General features: G+C 70.5%; 18 protein-coding genes and 1 pseudogene. 9 read left to right on the top strand and 10 right to left on the bottom strand.

Features of this window, described 5'->3' with window-relative positions; genetic code table 11:
* Window positions 1-10 precede the first annotated feature (10 nt).
* Window positions 11-718, bottom strand: coding sequence for a GntR family transcriptional regulator (locus ABZ880_RS02905; RefSeq protein ID WP_361255725.1), 708 nt, complete (start codon window positions 716-718; stop codon window positions 11-13).
* A gap of 127 nt (window positions 719-845) precedes the next feature.
* On the opposite strand from ABZ880_RS02905, the gene ABZ880_RS02900 reads away from it, so the two are divergent.
* Window positions 846-1,385 carry a YbhB/YbcL family Raf kinase inhibitor-like protein gene (locus ABZ880_RS02900; protein ID WP_361255722.1) on the top strand — a complete coding sequence of 180 codons (540 nt, stop codon included), beginning with the start codon at window positions 846-848 and terminating at the stop codon, window positions 1,383-1,385.
* A 69-nt stretch (window positions 1,386-1,454) separates the two neighbouring features.
* Window positions 1,455-1,967 (top strand): GNAT family N-acetyltransferase, encoded by a 513-nt coding sequence (locus ABZ880_RS02895; protein WP_361255719.1) that lies wholly within the window; start codon window positions 1,455-1,457, stop codon window positions 1,965-1,967.
* A 17-nt stretch (window positions 1,968-1,984) separates the two neighbouring features.
* Here ABZ880_RS02895 and ABZ880_RS02890 read toward each other — a convergent pair whose 3' ends face one another.
* Together ABZ880_RS02890 and ABZ880_RS02885 are read right to left on the bottom strand one after the other, a co-directional pair.
* On the bottom strand, window positions 1,985-4,432 hold the full coding sequence (locus tag ABZ880_RS02890) for a GH92 family glycosyl hydrolase (protein ID WP_361255717.1): 2,448 nt from the start codon (window positions 4,430-4,432) through the stop codon (window positions 1,985-1,987).
* A 178-nt stretch (window positions 4,433-4,610) separates the two neighbouring features.
* Window positions 4,611-5,744, bottom strand: a complete 1,134-nt coding sequence (locus ABZ880_RS02885) for a S1 family peptidase (protein ID WP_361255883.1) — start codon at window positions 5,742-5,744, stop codon at window positions 4,611-4,613.
* Between the two features lie 298 nt (window positions 5,745-6,042).
* Here ABZ880_RS02885 and ABZ880_RS02880 point away from each other — a divergent pair, with 298 nt between their 5' ends.
* The 4 genes from ABZ880_RS02880 to ABZ880_RS02865 are packed head-to-tail and all read left to right on the top strand — an operon-like array spanning window position 6,043 to window position 9,759.
* On the top strand, window positions 6,043-7,326 hold the full coding sequence (locus ABZ880_RS02880; RefSeq protein ID WP_361255714.1) for an ABC transporter substrate-binding protein: 1,284 nt from the start codon (window positions 6,043-6,045) through the stop codon (window positions 7,324-7,326).
* Complete coding sequence (locus tag ABZ880_RS02875) at window positions 7,323-8,267, top strand: sugar ABC transporter permease (protein WP_361255711.1); 945 nt, start codon at window positions 7,323-7,325, stop codon at window positions 8,265-8,267. The genes ABZ880_RS02880 and ABZ880_RS02875 overlap by 4 nt, the downstream gene beginning before the upstream one ends.
* Window positions 8,264-9,133, top strand: a complete 870-nt coding sequence (locus tag ABZ880_RS02870) for a carbohydrate ABC transporter permease (protein ID WP_361255708.1) — start codon at window positions 8,264-8,266, stop codon at window positions 9,131-9,133. The genes ABZ880_RS02875 and ABZ880_RS02870 overlap by 4 nt, the downstream gene beginning before the upstream one ends.
* Before the next feature lie 5 nt (window positions 9,134-9,138).
* On the top strand, window positions 9,139-9,759 hold the full coding sequence (locus tag ABZ880_RS02865) for a hypothetical protein (RefSeq protein ID WP_361255705.1): 621 nt from the start codon (window positions 9,139-9,141) through the stop codon (window positions 9,757-9,759).
* Between the two features lie 402 nt (window positions 9,760-10,161).
* On the opposite strand, the gene ABZ880_RS02860 is transcribed toward ABZ880_RS02865, so the two are convergent.
* The 5 genes from ABZ880_RS02860 to ABZ880_RS02840 form a co-directional block, all read right to left on the bottom strand.
* Complete coding sequence (locus ABZ880_RS02860) at window positions 10,162-11,703, bottom strand: metallophosphoesterase family protein (protein WP_361255702.1); 1,542 nt, start codon at window positions 11,701-11,703, stop codon at window positions 10,162-10,164.
* Between the two features lie 128 nt (window positions 11,704-11,831).
* Window positions 11,832-12,257, bottom strand: coding sequence for a VOC family protein (locus ABZ880_RS02855; RefSeq protein WP_361255700.1), 426 nt, complete (start codon window positions 12,255-12,257; stop codon window positions 11,832-11,834).
* Window positions 12,258-12,315: 58 nt separating this feature from the next.
* A complete protein-coding gene (locus tag ABZ880_RS02850) occupies window positions 12,316-13,170 on the bottom strand; it encodes a helix-turn-helix domain-containing protein (RefSeq protein ID WP_361255697.1) in 855 nt (284 codons plus the stop codon).
* 65 nt (window positions 13,171-13,235) lie between these two features.
* Window positions 13,236-15,524, bottom strand: a complete 2,289-nt coding sequence (locus ABZ880_RS02845; RefSeq protein WP_361255694.1) for a Tat pathway signal sequence domain protein — start codon at window positions 15,522-15,524, stop codon at window positions 13,236-13,238.
* 185 nt (window positions 15,525-15,709) lie between these two features.
* Window positions 15,710-16,180 (bottom strand): hypothetical protein, encoded by a 471-nt coding sequence (locus tag ABZ880_RS02840; protein ID WP_361255691.1) that lies wholly within the window; start codon window positions 16,178-16,180, stop codon window positions 15,710-15,712.
* Window positions 16,181-16,402: 222 nt separating this feature from the next.
* Here ABZ880_RS02840 and ABZ880_RS02835 point away from each other — a divergent pair, with 222 nt between their 5' ends.
* The 3 genes and pseudogenes from ABZ880_RS02835 (at window position 16,403) to ABZ880_RS02825 (ending at window position 18,202) form a co-directional block, all read left to right on the top strand.
* Window positions 16,403-16,645, top strand: coding sequence for a hypothetical protein (locus ABZ880_RS02835; RefSeq protein ID WP_361255688.1), 243 nt, complete (start codon window positions 16,403-16,405; stop codon window positions 16,643-16,645).
* Window positions 16,567-17,225: pseudogene (locus tag ABZ880_RS02830) on the top strand (AAA family ATPase). Before ABZ880_RS02835 ends, ABZ880_RS02830 begins: the two are co-directional and overlap by 79 nt.
* A 194-nt stretch (window positions 17,226-17,419) precedes the next feature.
* On the top strand, window positions 17,420-18,202 hold the full coding sequence (locus ABZ880_RS02825; protein WP_361255685.1) for an alpha/beta hydrolase: 783 nt from the start codon (window positions 17,420-17,422) through the stop codon (window positions 18,200-18,202).
* 80 nt (window positions 18,203-18,282) lie between these two features.
* Here ABZ880_RS02825 and ABZ880_RS02820 read toward each other — a convergent pair whose 3' ends face one another.
* Window positions 18,283-19,470 (bottom strand): SPFH domain-containing protein, encoded by a 1,188-nt coding sequence (locus ABZ880_RS02820; protein ID WP_361255682.1) that lies wholly within the window; start codon window positions 19,468-19,470, stop codon window positions 18,283-18,285.
* 13 nt (window positions 19,471-19,483) lie between these two features.
* Window positions 19,484-19,735 carry a hypothetical protein gene (locus ABZ880_RS02815; RefSeq protein WP_361255880.1) on the bottom strand — a complete coding sequence of 84 codons (252 nt, stop codon included), beginning with the start codon at window positions 19,733-19,735 and terminating at the stop codon, window positions 19,484-19,486.
* Window positions 19,736-19,814: the final 79 nt, after the last annotated feature.

The following is a 19,814-nucleotide window of genomic DNA, read 5'->3' as shown; positions in this document are numbered from 1 at the left end:
GCCGGCCGCGTCATGGTCCTTCTGGTGTGCCCTCGTGAGTGCAGGAGGTCAGACCCGCGGCGGTGAGCGTGAGGTGGCGGATCAGGAGGTCGGCGGCGGTGTCGGCGTCGCGGGCCACGGTGGCCTCCTCCAGGGCGCGGTGTTCGGCGAGGAAGTCGCGCTCGGGGGTCCGGTGCGCGGACCACCGGCGGGCCAGCTCGCTCGCTGTCCACAGCCGGTCGAAGGTGCCCAGCAGGACGGTGTTGCCGCAGCCCTCCAGGAGCGTGCGGTGGAAGACCCGGTGGGCCTCCGCCCAGGCGGCGCTGAAGTACTCGCCCTCCTCCGGCGCAAAGGCCGGCGTGCGGGCGAGGCGGTGGTGCGCCGCACGGACCCTCGCCTCCCAGTCGACGTCGCCGCGCTCGATCGCCATGCGCAGCACGAGCGGTTCGACGGTGCGGCGGGCCTCGGCGATCTCCTGCCAGCGCAGGTCGGAGAAGTCCGGCACCGCGAAGCCGCGGTTGGGCAGCCGGTCGGCGAGTCCCTCGCCCACCACCCGCACCAGCGCCTCCCGCACGACGGCCAGGCTGACCTGGTGCTCCTTGGCCAGCTCCTGCGGTTTCAGGGGCGTACCGGGCGCGTAGGCGCCCCGCATGATCGCGTCCCGCAGCAGGACGTACACCCGCTCCGAGAGCATCTGCTTGCCGTCGGGGGCCGCCGAGCTGTCAGCCGTCTGAGTCATGGGCTCAGCATAGACGATCCCTTCAATAATCGATTATCAGTGTTATCGTCGATCTGAGACAGGCCGATCGCCCCCTGCCTCAGCCTTGCCCGACCCCTGACATCTCCGAAAGGAACGGCATCGCCCCATGACCGCCAACAACCCCTTCGCCCGCCTCCCCGAGGTCCCGGGCTTCACCGTCACTTCCACCACCCTCACCGACGGCGGCCAGGTCCCCGCCGAGCAGTACTCCGGGATCTTCGGCGTCCCGGGTGGCAAGGACGCCTCGCCGCAGCTGTCCTGGAGCGGCGCCCCCGAGGGCACCAAGAGCTATGCCGTCACCGTGTACGACCCGGACGCCCCGACCGGCTCCGGCTTCTGGCACTGGGCGGTCGCCGACATCCCGGCCGACGTCACCGCACTGGACGAGGGCGCGGGCGACGACGCCGGCTCGGGTCTGCCCGAGGGCGCCTACCAGCTGCCCAACGACGCCCGAGCCGCCCGCTTCATCGGCGCCGCCCCACCGGCCGGTCACGGCCCGCACCGTTACGTCGTCGTGGTGCACGCCCTCGACGTCGAGCAGATCGGCGTCCCGGCCGAGGCCACACCCGCCTTCCTCGGCTTCAACATCGCCGGCCACATCCTCGGCCGCGCGGTCCTGACCGTCACGGGTGAGACCCCGGCCTGAGGACGAGCCTGCGCGGCCATCGGCGGGAACTCGCGTGGACTCGACGCGTCATCCCAGTAAGGTGCTTCAATGCCCGAGCTGAAACAGCTGCAGGCCGGCCACGCCCCGGCGGTTCTCGCCTTCGAGCTGGCGAACCGTGCCTACTTCGCCGCTTCGGTCTCCGACCGCGGGGACGAGTTCTTCGAGCGGTACGCCGAGCGGTACGACGCCTTGCTGGCCGAACAGGAGGCCGGTGTCTGTGCCTTCTACCTGCTCGTCGCCGAGGACGGCTCGGTGGTGGGCCGGTTCAATCTGTACGACTTGGAGGACGGCACCGCCGAACTCGGCTACCGCGTCGCCCAGCACGTCACCGGCCGCGGCGTGGCGACCGCGGCCGTACGGGAGTTGTGCCGGCTGGCGGTGGCACGCCACGGACTGCACACGCTGAGGGCGGCCACCGCCACGGTCAATGTCGCGTCCCAGAAGGTGCTGACCAAGGCAGGGTTCGTCCCGGTCGGCCCGGCCGACCCCGCCTCCGTCGGCGGAAAGCCGGGCACCTGGTATCAACGGGAACTGGCAGCCGAGCCAGTCGGCGAGCAGTAGACGCGTCACTTGTCGGCTCACTTGGGCAGCCCCGCCGTCGAGGTCGCCCACCCGGTGTCCGGTTCGGTGGCAAGGCGGTAAGTGAGCGTGCCGCCCTGCCGGAGCAGGTCCGCGTCGGTCCAGGAGCGGTCATGCAGACGGCCGTTGAGGCGTACGGCACTCACGTACGGATGGTCGGCATCGGCCTCCGGCGCGTCGATGACGATGTCGGTCCGGCCGGGCCGGTCGACCACGGCGTGCGGGAACAACGGTGTGCCCAGCAGCATTGAGGCGCTGCCCGGGGTCTGCGGATACAGGCCGAGCGCGGAGAAGACGTACCAGGCGGACATCGTGCCGAGGTCGTCGTTGCCGGGCAGGCCCGCCGGTCCGGTGCCGTAGACCGTGTCGAGGATCTGGCGGACGGTCGCCTGCGTCTTCCAGGGCCGGCCCAGCGCGTTGTAGAGCCAAGGGGCGTGGATTCCGGGCTCGTTGGTCGGGTCGTAGCGCAGCGCGTCGCCGCCCTTGACGGACCAGGAGCCGTCCGGCTTGTGGAAGAAGCCGTCGAGCCGCTGGGCGGCCTTCTCCCGTCCGCCCATCGCCTCGGCCAGGCCCTGGACGTCCTGCGGCACCATCCAGGTGTACGTCGCACTCGTCCCCTGCGCGAAGCCGCGGTCGCTGCCCGGGCTGAACGGCGAGACCCAGGAGCCGTCGAGGTTGCGGGCCTGGATGTAGCCCGTGGTGCCCGCGCCGTCCGTGGCCTCGGAGTTGAAGACGTTGCGCCACCAGCCGCCGCGCTCGGTGAACTCGGCGGCCGGCTCGTCACGGCCGAGCAGCTCGGCCCACTTGCCCAGCGCCGCGTCCGCGACCGAGTCCTCCAGCGTCTCGGCGGCCCCGCCCCAGCAGTGACAGACGTCCTGCGCCGCGTAGTGAGAGCTCAAGTACTGGGCGAGATTGGGCCGTTGACCGGTGCACTGGCCCGGACAGCCCGCATCCGACAGCCCGTCCGGGTTCGGCACGGTGGCCTGGTGGAGCAGGGAGTCGAAGGCGCCCCGGTAGTCGAAGTTGCGCACACCCATGGCGTAGAAGGTCGCCAGGGTGGCCGCCGAGGGGTCGCCCGTCATCACATGCGTCGCCCCGTTGATGTGCACCCAGCGGTCCCACACCCCGCCGTGCTGCTTCGCGAAGTTGTAGAGCGACTGGGCGAAGTCCCCTGCGATACGCGGCTTGAGGAGGGCCAGCAGCTGCACCTGCGCCCGGTATTGGTCCCACCCGGAGAAGTTGCTGTACTGCGCGCCCTGCCCGCGTGCCAGGCGGTGCGGCACGCCGTCCATCCCCGGGTAGCGGCCGTCGGTGTCGCTGATCAGGTTGGGCTGCATCAGGGCGTGGTAGAGCGCCGTGTAGAAGGTGGTGCGCTGCGCCGTGGTGCCGCCGTCGATACGGACGGAGCGCAGTTCGCGGTCCCAGGCGCGGGTGGCGTCCGCCGCGATGTCGTCGACGGTCGAGTCCGGGGCGATCTCGCGGCGGAGGTTGGACTCGGCGCCCGCGACGCTGACGTAGGAGATGCCCAGCCGCATCCGGACATCGTTGTCGGAGCCGGTGTCGAAGCCGACCCAGCCACCGGAACCGCGCCCCGCCCGGTCCGCGCCGGTGGCGTACCCCTCGCCGCCTCCGCCCGAGGTGGCGCCGGGGGAGAGGGTGCCGTCCCTCCATGTGCCCGTGGTGGCGAAGTCGCGGTCGAAGGAGGCGCTGAAGTACAGACGGTAGTAGCTCTTGCGGTTGTTGGTCCCGCCGTTGGCGCGCCGCCCGCAGAACGCGCCGGTGAGCACCCAGCCGGTCACCTTGCGGTGGGCCCGGTCGATGTCGATGTGCGCGTCCTCGCTGCCGTTGAGGGAGTTGGAGACGCGGAAGAGCAGGCTCGCGGGCTTGTCCGCCGGGAAGGTGAAGTCGGCGACGCCCGCGCGCCGGGTCACCGCGAGATCGGCCCGCGCACCGGAGTCGAGGCCGAGCGAGTAACGGCCGGGCACCGCACGCTCGTTGCCGTGCGAGAAGTTGGACGCGTACACGGCGTCCTTGGTGTCGGCCGACGGCGACGAGGTGACGTCCCCGACGAACGGCATGATCGGTACGTCGCCCGCGGCCCCCGGGTTGCAGCCGGCGCCGTTGACATGGGTGAGGCTCAGACCGCGGATCCGCCGCACGTTGTACTCGTAGCCGTTCGCGGCACCCGTGCTGGTCTGGTCGCCGGTGGTGCTGGTCGGGGACCAGGCGATCATGCCGTACGGCAGGGTGGCGCCGGGGTAGGTGTTGCCGCCGTTCGTCGTGCCGATGAGGGGATCCACGTATGCGGTGGGACTTGCCACCGCATCGGCCCCGTCGGCGGCCGACGAACCCGGCGCGGGCAGTGCTGCGGCGAGCGCGGTGGTAAGAGTGAGAGCGGCGGCTCTCACCCCGAACCGCCGTGCGGCGGCCGCGGATCTGCGGACCATGAGGCGGGACCTTCCGTCGGTCGGACAGTGGGGGGCGGCGGACGCCACGAGTGCGTCCGCCGCCAAGGCGCCGTCGAGCGTAGGCCGTTGGTGCACGACATGAACCGACGTGGACGGCAGGTTCGGTGAACTGCCGGTGAATCCACCGCACTTGCGGGTCGTGCACCCGGGGTCCAGCTCAGGCGGTGTGCAGGGTCAGCCCGTACCGGTTGAGGATCTCGTTGACGGGCTGGTACCAGGTCTCGCCGCCGGAGCTGCAGTTGCCCCAGCCGCCGGAGGTGACGCCCTGTGCCTGGTCGCCGCTGATGAACGAGCCGCCGGAGTCACCGGGCTCGGCGCACACACTCGTCTTGGTGAGCTGATACACCGAGCCCTGGCTGTAGTTGACCGTCTCGTTCTTCGCGAGGACGGTGCCGCAGTGCCAGTGCGTGGTGGAGCCGGAGCGGCAGATGGACGCGCCCACGGGGGCCTCGGCGGAGCCGCGCACCAGCTGGTCGGAGACCGTGCCCCAGCCCAGCACCACCGGTACCGTCCACCAGCCGCTGCCGACGTTCACCCAGGCGTAGTCGTTGTCCGGGAACGAGGAGCCCTGGAAGTTGCCGACGTACGAGCGGTCCCAGCCGTACACCGCGCCGGTGTGCTGGTCGCAGTGCCCGGCGGTGACGAAGCCGCCGTACACCGAAAAGCCTATGGAGCAGCGGACGTTGCCGGTGTAGAACGGGTCGCCGCCGACGGTCCCGGCGGCAAAGGTCTCCGGTGCGGCGGACGTCTGCTGCACGGTGACGGGACCCGCCTGGCGGGCCTGTGCCAGGAAGCGTCGGACATCGTTGTCACTCTTGCGCGCGGAGACCACGTTCACGACGACCTTGTTGGCCTTGGGGTCGACGTGCCAACTGCTCACTCCCGCAGGGGCGTTGAGCTTGTCGAGGCGGACCTTCGCCGCGTCGAGCTGCTTCGCGCTGTGCTTCACGAGGCGTACGTCCGCGCCGGTCGCCCGTACGGTCTGGGTGCTCGCGGACCGGGTGACGGCGACGGTCAGCCTGCCGCTTCCCGCGTCGAACCAGGAGCCGCCGTACGACGATCCGGCGGCGCGCTTCGCCTTGCGTTCCACGGCGGTTGCCGTCTTCTCCGCGGCCAGGCGTGCCTCGGCCTGGCTCCTGGTCAGTCCGAAGTCGTGCTGCATCGCGGTGAGGAGCCCGGCGGAGGCGGGTGCCTCGGCGGAGCCCTCGTGGGTGTCCGCGGCGGAGGCCGGCAGGGTGCTCGCGGTGGCCCAGGTGCCGAGCAGGAGGAGTGCGGACAGTCCGGTGCGCATGGCTGTTGTGCGTCTCAAGGGAGTAGCCCTTCGTTGTTCCAGCAGGGTGGGGGTGGAACAGCAGAACGTTGAGAGCGCTCTCACTTCATGCGCGGCAGAGCATAGTCGGGGATCATGAACAGGTCCATGCCAATAGCGGAAGAGGTCCAGTCCAATCTCAATCGGGCTGTGAGTGGCGGGACTTGGGTGCACGGGGGTTGTCCTGACAATGCCCCGCACCTAGGGTCGCTTGCGATTGCAAGCGCTTTCTGCGCGCTTTGTGCTCGGCAGGGTGCGCGGAGGAAGAGGTGACCTCTGCATGCCCGGACACAGGACAAAGGGGTTCTGCGCAGCGGCCGCCGCACTCGCGCTCGGTGCGGTGCTGGCCGGCTGCGGGGGATCCGGGGCGTCGGTCGGCGGCGGCAAGGTCGTGCTGAGATACACGTGGTGGGGCAACCCCGACCGCGCGGCACGCACCGAGCAGGCGGTCGCCCTGTTCGAGAAGCAGCACCCGAACGTGCAGGTGCAGACGTCGTTCTCGGGCTATGACGCCTATAAGCAGAAGCTCGCCATCCAGGCCACGGGCGGCGACGCACCCGATGTGATGCAGCTCGACTACCGCCAGATCGACCAGTACGCCTCCGGACACGTCCTGCTCGACCTCGGCCAGGTGAAGGACACCCTGCGCACCGGCGAGATCGACGCGGGCCTGCTGGCCGCCGGCCGGGTGAACGGAGCCCAGTTCGCGATCCCGCAGGGCCGCGGCACCGAGACCGTCGTCTACGACGTGAAGGCCTGGAAGGGCTCCGGAGTGCCGCTCCCGGGCAAGGGCTGGACGTGGACCCAATGGGCCGACGCCATGCGGGAGTTGGCCAAGAAGACCGGGAAGCCCGGCGGCACCGACCCGGGCCAGAGCGAAGACGCCTTCGAGGTGTGGCTGCGCGGCCAGGGCAAGTCCCTCTACACCAAGACCGGTGGCCTCGGCTTCACCGCCGACGACCTCGCCCGGTGGTGGACCTTCACCGACAGACTCCGCCGGGAGGGCGCCGTGTCCCCTGCCGAGCAGACCACGCAGCTCGACGGCTCCGTCGAGAACACCCCGCTCGGCCGCGGCAAGGCGACCGCCGACTTCAACTGGGACGCCCCGTCCAGCGGTTACCTCGCGCTGGTCGAAGGCGGCATCGCGCTGGCGCCGATGCCGTCGGGCGAGGACGGCACGCCCGGCCAGTACTTCAAGCCGTCGATGTTCCTCGGCATCGGCGCCCACACGGGCCACCGCAAGGAGGCCGCCGAGCTGATCGACTTCCTCCTCAACGACGACCAGGCGGCGAAGATCCTCGGCGCGACCCGCGGCATCCCCGTCAACGAGACCATCCGCGAGCAGACCGCCTCGCAGCTGAAGGACTTCGACAGGACCGTCGCCGACTACCAGGCCTTGCTGGAAGGCACGTTGAAGGACCCGCCGCAGGCCCCGCCGTCCGGCGACAACGCCCTGCAGACCACCTTCCAGCGCGACTACGACCAGGTGTCGTACGAGCGCATGTCGCCCCGCGAGGCGGCCGAGAACTACGTCACCGAGGCGAAGGCGGAGCTGAGGTCATGACCACCACCGACGTCCCCGCACCCACCGCACGCCCGCCCCGGTCCGTGCCTGCTGCCGAACGCCGTCCCAAGCGCGAACGCCAGGGCGCCGCCTGGGTGTTCCTGTCCCCATGGGTGCTCGGCGCGACCGTGCTGACGCTGCTGCCGATGGCCGTCTCGCTGTATCTGTCGTTCACCGACTACGACTTGTTCAACCCTCCGCACTGGGTGGGCCTGCGCAACTACACGCAGATGTTCACCGAGGACCCGCGGTACTGGCGGTCGGTCGTGACGACCCTGACGTACGTCGTCGTCGCGGTGCCCCTGCAACTGGCGCTGGCGATGGTCGTCGCACTCGCCCTGAAGTCCATGAAGCGCGGCAAGGGCTTCTACCGATCCGCCTTCTACGCCCCCTCGCTGCTCGGCGCGTCGATGTCCATCGCCCTGGTGTGGCGGGCCGTCTTCAACGACGGCGGCACGGTGGACAACCTCTTCGGAACCGGCGGCTGGGTCAACAAGCCCGGCTGGGCGCTGGTCGCCGTGGCGCTGCTGACGGTGTGGCAGTTCGGGGCGCCGATGGTCATCTTTCTCGCCGGGCTGCAGCAGATCCCGGCGGAGCTGTACGAGGCGGCCGCCGTCGACGGGGCAGGGAAATGGCGGCAGTTCCTGTCCGTCACCGTGCCGATGCTGTCCCCGGTCCTGTTCTTCAACCTCGTCCTGCAGACCATCCAGGCCTTCCAGGTGTTCACACCCGCCTTCGCGGTCAGCGGCGGCAAGGGCGGCCCCGCCGACTCCACCCTCGTCTACACCCTCTACCTCTACGACCGCGGCTTCGTCGCCTCCCACATGGGTTACGCCTCCGCCATGGCCTGGGTGCTGCTGCTGGTGATCGGTGCCGTCACCGCGGTGCTGTTCCGCACCTCCCGCTCCTGGGTCTTCTACGCCTCCGAGGGGGACCGATGACCACGACAGCCTCAACTGCCGTACCCCGCAAGCCCGTTCGCCGGGGCCGGATCGCCGTGCACCTCGGCTGCCTGGCCGCACTGCTGGTCATGCTCTACCCGCTGGCCTGGCTGCTCGCCACCTCGCTCAAACCGGCCGACGAGGTCATCGCGAGCCTCGACCTGCTGCCCAGCCACCTCGAGTGGTCGAACTACAAGACCGCCCTGGACGGCGTGAACGACGTGTCCATCTGGCGGCTGCTCGGCAACTCGCTGCTCATCGCGGGCGGCGCGGTGCTGGGCAATGTCATCAGCTGCTCGCTCGCCGCCTACGCCTTCGCAAGGCTGCGATTCCGCTTCCGTGGACCACTGTTCGCATTCATGATCGCGACGATCATGCTGCCGCACCACGCGGTGCTGATCCCGCAGTACATCATCTTCAACAAGCTCGGCCTGGTGAACACCTACTGGCCACTGATCCTGCCGAAGTTCCTCGCCACGGAGGCCTTCTTCGTCTTCCTGATCGTGCAGTTCATGCGCGGTCTGCCGAGGGAGTTGGAGGAGGCGGCCCGGATCGACGGCTGCGGGCCGTTCCGCAGCTTCTTCAGGGTGATCCTGCCGCTCACCCGCCCCGCGTTGATCACCACGGCCATCTTCACGTTCATCTGGACCTGGAACGACTTCTTCACCCAGCTGATCTACCTCTTCGACCCGGACAAGTTCACGCTCACGCTCGCGCTGCGGTCGTTCGTGGACGCGTCGAGTCAGTCGGCGTTCGGGCCGATGTTCGCGATGTCGGTGATCGCGCTGCTGCCGATCGTGCTGTTCTTCCTCGCCTTCCAGCGGTTCCTGGTGGAGGGCATGGCCAGCTCCGGGCTGAAGGGATGAGCGTGATGAGCGGGAGGAGCGATACGGGGACGAGCGGGACGCGGATGCGTGAGCCGGGCGAGGTCTTCGGGCCGCGCATGACGCTGTTCGCCGACGTGCTCAGCGTCGGCCTCGCCACCGCCGTCGCGTGCGTGCCGCTGCTGACCGCGCCGGCCGCGCTGTCGACGGCCTGCGCGGTGCTGCGGGGCGCGGGGGAGGACCAACCGGCCACCGCCGGGCGGTACTTCGGCTTGCTGCGACGCCGCCTGCGGGCGGGCGACCTGGGCGCAGGGGCCGTGGCGCTGACGGGGCTGCTGCTGTTCGCCGCGGATCTGGCGCTGGCGGGGGCAGGGTTGCCGGGGGCGCCGCTCTTCGCGGTGGTGGCCGCCGTGATCGGAGCGTGCGCCGCGGTGGTGGGACTGCGGGCCTGTGCCCGTCCCGAGTCGCTCACGGACTGGCGGGTGGCGGTGCGGGAGGCTGCGCGGGATGCGGTACGGGACGCGGGCGGCAGTGCGTTGGTCCTGCTCGCCGTGGCGACGGCCGTGCTGTGCGCGTGGATGCTGATACCGCTGGCGTTCTTGGCGCCGGGGCCGCTGGCGCTGGCCCTCACGGCCGTCGACGTACGGCGTTCCGCCGCCCCTGGGTGAAGTCTCGCGCCGGTGGCACCCTGGGCGTGGGATTCATGGGGCGGATGCCACCGACGCTAGGACGCCTGCCCCGATGCCGCCCGGAACACACCGAGAAGTCCGTAAGGAGGCGGTGTGATGTGCCGCGGGGGTGCAGGGCCTGTTGGGCGGATCAGCTTGACGCGTGGGGCATGTGTTCCCGCGCTGCGCTGTTCCGTTCGCCGAGCTGATCCGCCGCACCGGCTCTTGCGCGGTTCGCCGCTGGATGCTGCTGTCCCTCGCGTTCCTGGCGCCGGGGCCGTTGGCGCTCAGGTCCCACCCGGCGGATCATGCCGGCGTTGCGGGGCCGGGCACGCGCAGACCTCGCGCGAGGCGGTCGAGAGGAACCGTCGCCCGAGGGCGACCTGATCCGCCGTACCGGCCCTACGGCAGTGGACGTACGGCCTGCGGCCGGCGTTGGGCGGGGAGCTTCGGGGTCGGGCGGGTGATGCCGGACAGGTCGCGGGGGGTCATGCTGTTGCGGTCGGCGACCGAGCGGCCGAGGGCGTGGTGCGGCCAGAGGCCGGCGGCCACGCGGCGGCTGCGCTCGCCCCATTCGCGGGCCGCCAGGCCGCTGGACTTGTAGTGGTTCACGGCGAAACCGCCCGAGTGGATCCGCACCAGACAGAAGCCGCCGGGATACTCCTTGACCGCGCTGACCTCCTGCATCGTGACGTGCGGGGCCTGCGGCAGCACGGTGCGCTTGTTGCGGTGGGTGTGGCCGGCGTGGTGGAGGAAGACGCCGGGGGCGTTCGCGTAGGCGTCGAGGATGGAGCGGGCCTGACGCCGGCCGAGGCGCTGCCCGCCGGTCACCGGGAAGACGGAGTCCCGCACGGCGAGCGGATGGTGCCCGAACACGACGGTGGGCTGGTCCTTGTTCTCCTTCAACCGGGCCCGGAACCAGGACAGTTGCTCTGCGCCGAGCCCGCCCGAGTCGGCGCCGTTGCCGTCCTTCTCGTAGGTGTCGAGCCCGACGATCCGCAGCCCGCCGAGGTCGCGCGCGAAGTACGACGGCCCGTCGCCGTCGAGGAACCCGTCGCGGAAGGAGTCCCCGCACCCGCCGTCACAGGAACGGCAGTTGTCGTGCCCGGGCCGGTCGTGGTTGCCGCGTACGACGAAGTAGTCCCGCCCGCGGGCGCCGAAGCCGTCCAGGATCCGCCTGGCCTCCGCCAGGTCCTGCGCCTGGCCCCCGGCCGAGATGTCTCCCGCGGCCAGCAGCACGTCCGCCCCGCGCCGCCGGGCCTCCTCGACCACCGCCCGGCTCATGATCTCCGGATAGGGCGCGCCGCCCTGCGCCTGCCGCACCCCGCGCATCAGCGGCACGCCGGTCACCAGGCCGGCGGTGGTCTCGCCCAGGTGCAGGTCGTTGCAGAGCGCGATCGACAGCAGATGCCGCCCCGGCGGCGGCTGCGGCGTGGTGAAGGAGTACGGACCACCGCTCGAGCCGAGGCCGTGGCGATTGGTGCCGACGGCGTTGCCGCGCACGAGATGCAGCGGGGTCGGCGTCGCGGCCACGCCCCGCGAGCGGGCCTGGTAGTAGTACGTCTGCCCGGGCTCCAGGTCCGTGAGCTCCACGTAGTGGTGCGCCACCGGCCCGTCCTCCGCCGCGACGCGGTTGAGGCGGCCGGGGTGGGTGCCGTACACGACCTCGCCCTCGGTGACCGCGGGGAGCATGTGGCCCAGGCCGTCGCCGGTGCCGGGCACCCCGGTGTACCAGGTGATGACGGCGCGGTCCTCGGTCAGCGTGACCAGTTCCAGATGGACGGCCGCCACACCGCCGCGGTGACGGTGCCTCGCCGGGCCGCGCAGTGCATCGGCGGCGGCCCGCAGCAGCGCGGGCGTGAGGAGGGCACCGGATCGCATGATCTGGCAGGGATCGGGGAGCGCCGACAGGGCGGCAAGGGGAGCGGACAGGCAGCAGCGCATGCCCAAGTGTGCCCGCCCGCAGTGAACGACCGCAGTGCTCTCGAGGGCGCGACAGGGTACGGAGAGGAACAAATCCCAGGTGGGTCCGCCTTGGACCGGCCGGGGTGAGAATGCTCACCTCGTCATGATCAGCGCGGTTCGCCGCGGTATGTGCCGAAATACCACCGGTTTCCTTCGGGGTCACGGGCGGCGAAGTCACGGGAGCCGTAGTCGGTGACGTGCAGGTCCATGGTGATCTCGGCGCCGGCGGCCTTCGCACGGGCGTGGACGGCGTCCGGGTCGGCCGTGACGACGTACGCACTGAAGGCGCCCGGTGGCGTCGGGCCGGTGGCGGGGTCCTGGTCCTCGCGCACCGAGCCCAGCATGACGCCGCCGCCCTCGGGCCAGCTCAGCTGGGCGTGCTCGACCCGGTCGGCCTCGCCGTAGACCACGGTCTCCTCGAAGCCGAAGGCGTCGACGAGGAAGCGGATCAGGGCGCGGGCGTCGTTCGCGCGCAGGGTGGGCCAGACCTGCGGGGCGGGCGGCCGCTGGGCGGTGTCGGACGTACTGGTCATGATCGTGAGCCTTCCTCTCGCGGGAGCCGGCCGGATCGGCCGGCGGTCACCACCAGGGTCAGCTGGAGGGGTGGTGCCCGGATTGGATGTTTCGGAACTCCTGTGCCAGCCAGGCGCTCGGCGTGCAGGAGGCCAGGGCGGCGAACTCGCGGTCGAGGTGCGACTGGTCCGCGTAGCCGCAGTCGGCGGCCAGGCCCGCGAGGTCGGGGCGGCCGGGCCGGCGGGCCAGGCGGCGGCGGGCCAGGTCGAAGCGGATGACCCTGGCGGCCGCCTTGGGGGTCAGGCCGATCTCCGCGCGGAAGCGGTTGCGCAGATGCCGGTCGCTGAACCCGGTCTCGGCGGCCAGCCGGTCGACGCGCAGCCGGCCGCCGCTGGACAGCAGCCGCTGCCAGGAGCCCGCGACCGGATCGGCGGAGGCCGTCGGCACGCCGTCGAGGCGGGACATACGACCGAGCAGCCAGGTGTCGACGACGTGGAAACGGGCGGCCCAGTCGGGTGCCTCGCGCAGCCGGTCGTGCACCTCGCGCACGTCGGCGCCCAGGACGTCGTCGGCGTGGGCGTCGATCCCGGCCAGCTCCCCGGCCGGCAGTCCGAGCAGGACGCGGGCGCCCAGCGGGCTGATCGCGACCTGGATGCCGGACTGCCGGCCGGGGACGTTGATGAGAGCGGGGGTGAGATGCAGGCCGCCCAGCAGGGTGAGGTAGTCGCCGGGGGTGGCGAAGGGGTCGGGGTGGGCGGCCATGCTCAGCGGCTCGTCGAGGGTGAGGATCAGCGTCAGCCACGGCGAGGGCAGCCCGCGGTGCCGGCCTTGCGGGATGCCGCGCTGACGGTAGCCGGAGTACCAGCCCACCAGCCCCCGCAGCGGCGGCGCGGGCACCGCCCGCACCGCCTCGTCCACGAACCCACCGCCCATACGGCCATTCTCCTGCGCCGACCCGGACCACGCAGCAGTTGAGCAGGATCACGCACGGCCCTGACCTACGGCAGCCCCCACGGCGCGCCCGGCTCGCTCACGCCGACCGGGGAGATGACGAGGTCGGGCCGCTCACCGACGTGAAGCAGGACCTCCCGTCCCTTGGGCAGGTCGACGGCGAGGTCGCCGTCGGAGGTCGTACGGGTGCGCGCCGGACGGCCGTCGTCCAGAACGGCGGTCAGCCGCCCGTCGGGCAGACCGTGCCGGAGCACCAGCGGCTCGCCCGCCAGGCTGCGTACACGCACGAAACGCGTGACCCCTCCGGAGCGCACCGCGCTGACCAGGAAGGCCCCCTGCGTACGGAAGTCGTGGAGGGTGACATCGGCCCACGACTCCGGTACGGCGGGAAAGACCCGGACGACCCCGCCCCAGCTCTGGCAGAGCATGTCGTGCAGGGACTGCGAGGCCGACAGCGGCGTCTCGATCACCGGACCGGCCTCGGTGTAGTGGGTGTTGGCCCGGCACGGGTAGCGGGTGGTGGGATCGAAGAACTTCTTCAGATACGACAGTGCCGTGTCCCCGCGGCCCATCATCGCGTACATCGACGCGGCGCCCGTATAGCTGTAGCCGCGGTGCGCACCCGTCAGCGCATGCCACCGCACCACCGTCTTCTCGATCAACTCCCGCTGCTCCGGCTGGTCCCAGTTGACCAGGTACAGCGGATACACCATCAGCAGGTGGGAGTAGTGGCGGTGGGACTGGGCGTAGGGCGTGTCCGCGCCGATCATGAAGCCGTTCCCGTCGACCGGATACGGCGTGAGCTTCGCCAGGATCTCCTGCCAGCGCGGCTTCAGCGCATCGTCGACGCCGAGGTGTTCGGCGACCTCCAGGAGCGTGGTGCAGCCCCAACGGATCAGCGCCAGGTCGTAGTTGGTGTCCTTCGGCGGGACCACCGGATACTCCGGGGACAGCGTCGACGGCAGGTGGAGTCTGCCGTCGTCGCCCGGCTGGAGGAAGTGCCAGTAGTAGTTGATCGCGCGGCGCAAGAGCGGGTAGATCGTGTCGCGCAGCAGCGCCTCGTCCATGGTGTGCCGATAGCTCAGCCACGCGTTGTGCAACGCCCAGGTCAGATCGCCCACTTCGGCGCCGGTGCCGGGCATGCCGACGCCGCGGTTGGCGAACATGTCGGAGCTACGGCCGATCCCGGCACTGTCCGACCGGTACGCGGCGGGCACGTTGGCGACCAGCTGCTCCTGGCTCTGCCGGAGGGTGCTGGCCAGCGAGTCGAGTTCCAGGTGGTTGGAGCCGTGGATGAGCCAGTACTCCAACTGCACGTTGAGGTTCCACCAGACGGCGGGCCAGGGGGTCGGCTCCAGCCACGGTCCGGAGGTGGCCATGACCGGACCGCCCGCACGGCTGGCGGAGGCGACCTTGTACAGCTGGATCCAGTGGAAGCTCTGCAGCCGCTGGTCGGGGATCGAGACGAAACTCTTGCGGTAGAAGGCGTGCCACCAACGGGTGTGCTGTGAACGGAGAGTTCCGTACGACCCCGCCCGCTGGACCTTCTTGAGCGAGACCTCCCCGGCCCGGGTGTTCGAGGGGTGGCTGTGGGCCACGCTGAGCACCAGCGTGTCGCCCGAGCGGCGGTAGGCGGTCGCGGTCTGCCCGCCGCTGACGAGCGGCTGGAGGACCTGCTCGACAACGCCGGTGGTCTGCGTCGTCCAGGGCGGGTTGGCGACGTACCCGGCCGGCGGCGCCTCCTGGATCTTCCGCGGACTGATGGCCTCTTCGGGATGGAAGGTCCAGCGGACCTCCTCGTCACCGCCGGCGGTCACCCGGGCCGCGAAGACCCCGTCATGGATGAAGGCGGCGAGGGTCAGCGTCCCCTTGTCGGTCGTAATGACCCCGCTGAGCTCGGCGTTCCACAGACTCAGCCGCCAGTCGACGCCCGCGATGGTGCCGACCGGATCGAGGGTCAGATGCCCCACGGGCAGCCGGGCGGTGCCCCAGCCGCTGCCGAACTCTGGGCGGTGGTCCTGCACTTCGCCGTGCTGGACCGTGAAACGGACGCTGTTCGCGTCCGGCTCCCGGTACACCATGCTGCCCAGCCGCCCGTCCCCCAGGAACGGCCCCTCGTACCAGAGCGTGGGCAGCCGCTGCCACACCAGGTCCTGCCCGTGCAGGAATGCGGCCCAGGCGCCGTCGGATTCCATACGGTTGCGCAACTGCCACCGACCGCTGCGCGGGGCGGCGACAGATAAGTCACGGGCGGGCGCGGCCTGGGCAACTCCGGGGAGAGCGGCGGCAGTTGTGCCGCCCAGCACCGAGCCGAGCACGACTCGTCTAGAGGTCATTGCGGGTGCCTCCAAGATGCGACGGTTCCTGAACGTTGCAGGGGTGCGCGAGAGGGATCGCAGGCAATGCCGTAACAGATTCAGCCGTAACGGATTCATCGGATCTATCTGCTGGCGCAGCGTAGAACTGGGTCGCGAGAGGCGTCAACACTCTCAGCGGAGCGAAGATTGATCCGATGTACTCGCTAAGCCATCAGTGATCTCAGTGTGCGGTGGGCGATCTCCAGGCCGGTCTTGACCTTCTCCTCGGTGCCGCTCCAGACCGGGTCCTCGTGTTCGACCGAAAGGGTGCCGGTGAAGCCGTTCTCGTACAGGGCGTCCACGACGGCGTTCCAGTCGATCTGGCCGCGCCCCGGGACCCGGTAACGCCACCAGCCGGTGTCCCAGGGATCGTTGCGCTGGACCGCCTTGCCGAAGAAGCCGTAGCGGTCGACGGTGCCGGGCAGGATCTGCAGGTCCTTGGCCTGGGCGTGGACGATGCGGCTGTCGGAGTCGACTCCGCCACGCCTGGACTGGGCTGTGGACGCCGACGGCGGGAGGTGTGCCGCTGCAGTGGTCGACGGGGTGGCGTACGGCGTAGTGGTCCAGGTGGCGGAGACTGTGCCCGCGGCCGCCGAGCCCGTCTGGCAGCGCCCCTCGCTCCCTGCAGCACACATCGCCTGGCAGTGGCGGATCACGAGCGGACCGGCCGACCGTGCCGCCCACGGGTGCGGGCCCTTCCCCGCCGTGCTCGCGGCACGGCACGCCGCCGAGTGTGCGATCACTGCGCTTGCCGCCGGGAGATGTGGCCTGTGAGTGTCCCTGAGCGCGGATCGCCGCGCTCACGGGACGAAATAAAAGCGGCGTAACTGGGACAATCTGATGTCGTTGACCCGGCTATGAAGAAGATCAGCGCCCTCGCCGCGCTCGCCATTGCCGGACTCGCCCTCGCCACCCCGGCCCACGCCGACGACAACAACAACTTCAGCGGCCCCGTCGTCCTCACCACCCACCAGAACCCCTTCGGCGCCGACCTCTGCAGGGGAGCGCTCGCGCTGGTCCCATGGGCCGCACCGTGGACCGGTACCGCGTTGGACGACGCCTGCAACAACCGCGAGCACGTCGACCACGTACGCGACTAGTCCAAGCAGCCCGGCTCGCATCCGGCCGGGCTGCACACGCACGCCGGTCGGTCGGGGCGGCTGAGCGAGGATGGCGGCGTGACCCTGCTGCGATGCCGTGGAGGCGCCTGATGGACGGGAGCCCGGCGCCCCGGCTGATCCTGCTGTGCGGGCTTCCCGGCTCCGGGAAGACGACGCTGGCCAGGCGCCTGGTGAGAGAGATCCGGCTGGGCGGTTGTGTCCGGACGAATGGATGGCGGATCTCGGCATCGACCTGTTCGACGAGCGAGCGCGCGACCGGCTCGAGAGGCGGTTCTGGGCCCATGCCCAGGACCTGTTGCGGCTCGGACAGGTCGTGATCCTGGAGTTCGGGTTCTGGGCGCGAACCGAACGGGACGAGAAGCGGTCGGCGGCGCGGGCACTCGGGGTTCCGGTCGAACTCCACCACCTTGCCGCACCTGTCGACGAGTTGTGCCGCCAGCTCGAAGCCCGCAGCCGCGAAGGCGGACCGGGGACCGCCCCGGTCGGCCGAGAGCTGCTCGAGGAGTACGTGAAGCTCCAGCCCCCCGACGACGGGCTCGCCCTCTTCGACGGGCCATGACCCGCCGTAGGAAAACCCGTTGGGCAGGATCGCGCCCCGTTGTAGCCTGCCCGCAGCCGTGACGTCGTGCGAGGAGGTGAGACCCATGAACGCTGTAGCTGTATGGGTGCTCCCCCTCTCCTTCACGGTCGGGCGATTGACATAGGTGTCCGCCGGGAGCGCCTCGACAAGGCACTCTCGAAAGGCAACAACCTATGCATTCTGTGCAGTTCACTGCGGAGACGACGTCGGACGGCGTCCTCGAACGCGACTTCACCGTGGGAGAGATCCCCGGCGTCCTCTGGTCGCCCGCACCGTCATCCGCACCTGCATCCGGCCTGGTTCGCGCACCCCTCGTGCTGATGGGCCACGGCGGCGGCACCCACAAGAAGGCACCAGCCATGTCGGGCCGTGCCCAACGCCTCGTGCACGGCTGCGGGTTCCACGTCGCCGTCATCGACGCGCCCGGTCACGGCGACCGGCCGCGCACGGCGCACGACGAGCAGGAGATCGCCGTCATGCAGCAGGCGATGAAGGCGGGCGAGCCGGTCGGCCCGATCGTCGTCCGCTACAACGCCCACCTCGCGGAGCGCGCCGTACCGGAGTGGCAGGCGACCCTGGACGCACTTCAGCAGTTGCCGGAGATCGGCGCGGACGGGCCGGTCGGCTACTACGGCCTGAACATGGGCACCGCGATCGGCGTGCCGCTGGCGGCGGCCGATCCCAGGATCACCGCCGCCGTCTTCGGCCTCTTCTGGCCCGACCTCCTGGCCGAGACGGCGCAGCGGATCACCATCCCGGTCGAGTTCGCGCTCCAGTGGGACGACGAGCACATCCCCCGCGAGGCCGGCCTCGCGCTGTACGACGCCTTCGCCTCGAAGGAGAAGACGTTGTACGCGAACGCGGGCAGCCACAAGGAGCTGCCCAGGTTCCAGGCCGACAGCGCGGTCCTGTTCTTCGCCCGGCATCTTGGCAGGACCGTAGGGTCGGCCGACTGACCTGACGCGTATCGGCGCCCGGCAACCGGCCGGGCGCCGATACCGCTGTCGGGATTTTCCGAACAGCCCCTGGCCGTGGGCTAGTCGACGTCCACCGGACCGTCGTCGGTCTTCTTCTCCCGGCCCGAACGCAGCTGCAGCAGGCCGGAGTTGTTGTCCTCGTCGGGGCGGCGGTTCTCGGCGGAGTCCTGGTTGCCCAGGTTCTGGCGGACCGAGTCGAGGATCGTCAGGCCCTGCGACACCAGGCCGGCGGCGATCTCGCCGAGGCCGTCCGCGCCGTTGAGGACGTTGACGTTGGCGCCGGCCAGGCCGCCGGCCGCCTCCTTCACGATCTGCGGGAGCTGGTCGATCAGCATCCGGTCGAGCGCGACCCGGTCGTACGAGGCGGCCGCCTCGGCCTGGATCTTCATGCGCTGTGCGTCGGCGGCGGCGAGCACCCGGATCCGCTCGGCCTCGGCCTCGGCGGGCTTCACGATCTCGGCCACCAGCTGCTGCTGGCGCAGCTTGGCCTGGCGCTGGGCCAGCTCGGTCTGGGCGGCGAGCACCTCCTGCTGGGCGTGGGCCTGCGCCAGCGGTCCGGCCTGGGAGGCGTGGGCCTGCGCGCGGTCCACCTCGGCGGAGTACTCGGCCTTGACGACGGCCGTCTGCCGGGCGTACTCGGCCTGCTTGCGGGCCGCCTCCTGCTGCGCCTCGGCGGCGGTCTGGGTGGCCTGTGCCTGGGCGATCTGGGCCTGCCGCTGGATGGCTGCCTTGTGGGGTGCGGACATCGCATCGATGTAGCCGGCGTCGCCGTCGTCGATGGACTGGATCTGCAGCGAGTCCACGATCAGGCCGATCTTGGCCATCTCGGTCTTGGAGGTGTCCAGCACCTCCGCGGCGAGCTTCTGCCGCTCGGTGACGATCTCCTCGACCGTCATCGAGCCGATGATGGCGCGCAGGTGGCCCGCGAAGATACGGCCGGTCAGGACCGCCATCTGCTCCTGGTCGGACAGGAAGCGCTGGCCCGCGTTGATGATGCTCTCGGTGTCGTTGCCGACCTTGAACGCGATCACCGCGCGGACGCTCAGCGAGATGCCCTGCCGGGTGACACAGGTCTCCGTGACCTCGGCCTCGTTCATCGACAGGGTCAGGAAGCGGGTCTTTCGGAAGAACGGGAGCACGAACTTGCCGTGACCCGTCACCACTCGGAACGGCGCGCCCCCCAGTCCCCGCCGGCCCCCCGAGATCAACATCGCCTCGTCGGGAGCGGGAACGCGGTATCCGAACATGCTGTTTTACTCCTCAGTCTGCGCCGGCGGTGTCCCCGCCGAGCGCGTCCAATGGATCCACCCACTCGACGACGCCGACCTCACGGCATCCACGCGACTCGATCACGAGCACCGTCGCCCCCGTGGGCAGGGGATCTTCGGACCAGGCGAGGAAGGTCTCGGAACCGCCTCTGACACGCACCAGGATCTCGCCGGGGCCCGCGGATCCGCGGGTTCCGATGAGCACTTCGCCCATGCAGCCGATCACGGCTTCGTCCTGCGGCATCATGGCCGCTCTCCTATGTTCTGGCCCACGATTCAGACGATAGACCCACCTCGGTCGAGGACCCAACGGGCGCGACGTT

This window comes from Streptomyces sp. NPDC047043 (assembly GCF_040644055.1).
Classification (GTDB): Bacteria; Actinomycetota; Actinomycetes; order Streptomycetales; family Streptomycetaceae; genus Streptomyces.
This window is presented reverse-complemented; position numbering and strand designations above follow the sequence as displayed.

Coding starts and splice junctions, on each gene's coding strand:
- ABZ880_RS02890 (WP_361255717.1), bottom strand. CDS start 4,432: ATGGTCCGCAGATCCGCGGCCGCCGCACGGCGGTTCGGGGTGAGAGCC.
- ABZ880_RS02825 (WP_361255685.1), top strand. CDS start 17,420: ATGCATTCTGTGCAGTTCACTGCGGAGACGACGTCGGACGGCGTCCTC.
- ABZ880_RS02880 (WP_361255714.1), top strand. CDS start 6,043: ATGCCCGGACACAGGACAAAGGGGTTCTGCGCAGCGGCCGCCGCACTC.
- ABZ880_RS02905 (WP_361255725.1), bottom strand. CDS start 718: ATGACTCAGACGGCTGACAGCTCGGCGGCCCCCGACGGCAAGCAGATG.
- ABZ880_RS02855 (WP_361255700.1), bottom strand. CDS start 12,257: ATGACCAGTACGTCCGACACCGCCCAGCGGCCGCCCGCCCCGCAGGTC.
- ABZ880_RS02895 (WP_361255719.1), top strand. CDS start 1,455: ATGCCCGAGCTGAAACAGCTGCAGGCCGGCCACGCCCCGGCGGTTCTC.
- ABZ880_RS02900 (WP_361255722.1), top strand. CDS start 846: ATGACCGCCAACAACCCCTTCGCCCGCCTCCCCGAGGTCCCGGGCTTC.
- ABZ880_RS02840 (WP_361255691.1), bottom strand. CDS start 16,180: ATGTGTGCTGCAGGGAGCGAGGGGCGCTGCCAGACGGGCTCGGCGGCC.
- ABZ880_RS02850 (WP_361255697.1), bottom strand. CDS start 13,170: ATGGGCGGTGGGTTCGTGGACGAGGCGGTGCGGGCGGTGCCCGCGCCG.
- ABZ880_RS02820 (WP_361255682.1), bottom strand. CDS start 19,470: ATGTTCGGATACCGCGTTCCCGCTCCCGACGAGGCGATGTTGATCTCG.
- ABZ880_RS02835 (WP_361255688.1), top strand. CDS start 16,403: ATGAAGAAGATCAGCGCCCTCGCCGCGCTCGCCATTGCCGGACTCGCC.
- ABZ880_RS02885 (WP_361255883.1), bottom strand. CDS start 5,744: ATGCGCACCGGACTGTCCGCACTCCTCCTGCTCGGCACCTGGGCCACC.
- ABZ880_RS02860 (WP_361255702.1), bottom strand. CDS start 11,703: ATGCGCTGCTGCCTGTCCGCTCCCCTTGCCGCCCTGTCGGCGCTCCCC.
- ABZ880_RS02845 (WP_361255694.1), bottom strand. CDS start 15,524: ATGACCTCTAGACGAGTCGTGCTCGGCTCGGTGCTGGGCGGCACAACT.
- ABZ880_RS02875 (WP_361255711.1), top strand. CDS start 7,323: ATGACCACCACCGACGTCCCCGCACCCACCGCACGCCCGCCCCGGTCC.
- ABZ880_RS02870 (WP_361255708.1), top strand. CDS start 8,264: ATGACCACGACAGCCTCAACTGCCGTACCCCGCAAGCCCGTTCGCCGG.
- ABZ880_RS02865 (WP_361255705.1), top strand. CDS start 9,139: ATGAGCGGGAGGAGCGATACGGGGACGAGCGGGACGCGGATGCGTGAG.
- ABZ880_RS02815 (WP_361255880.1), bottom strand. CDS start 19,735: ATGCCGCAGGACGAAGCCGTGATCGGCTGCATGGGCGAAGTGCTCATC.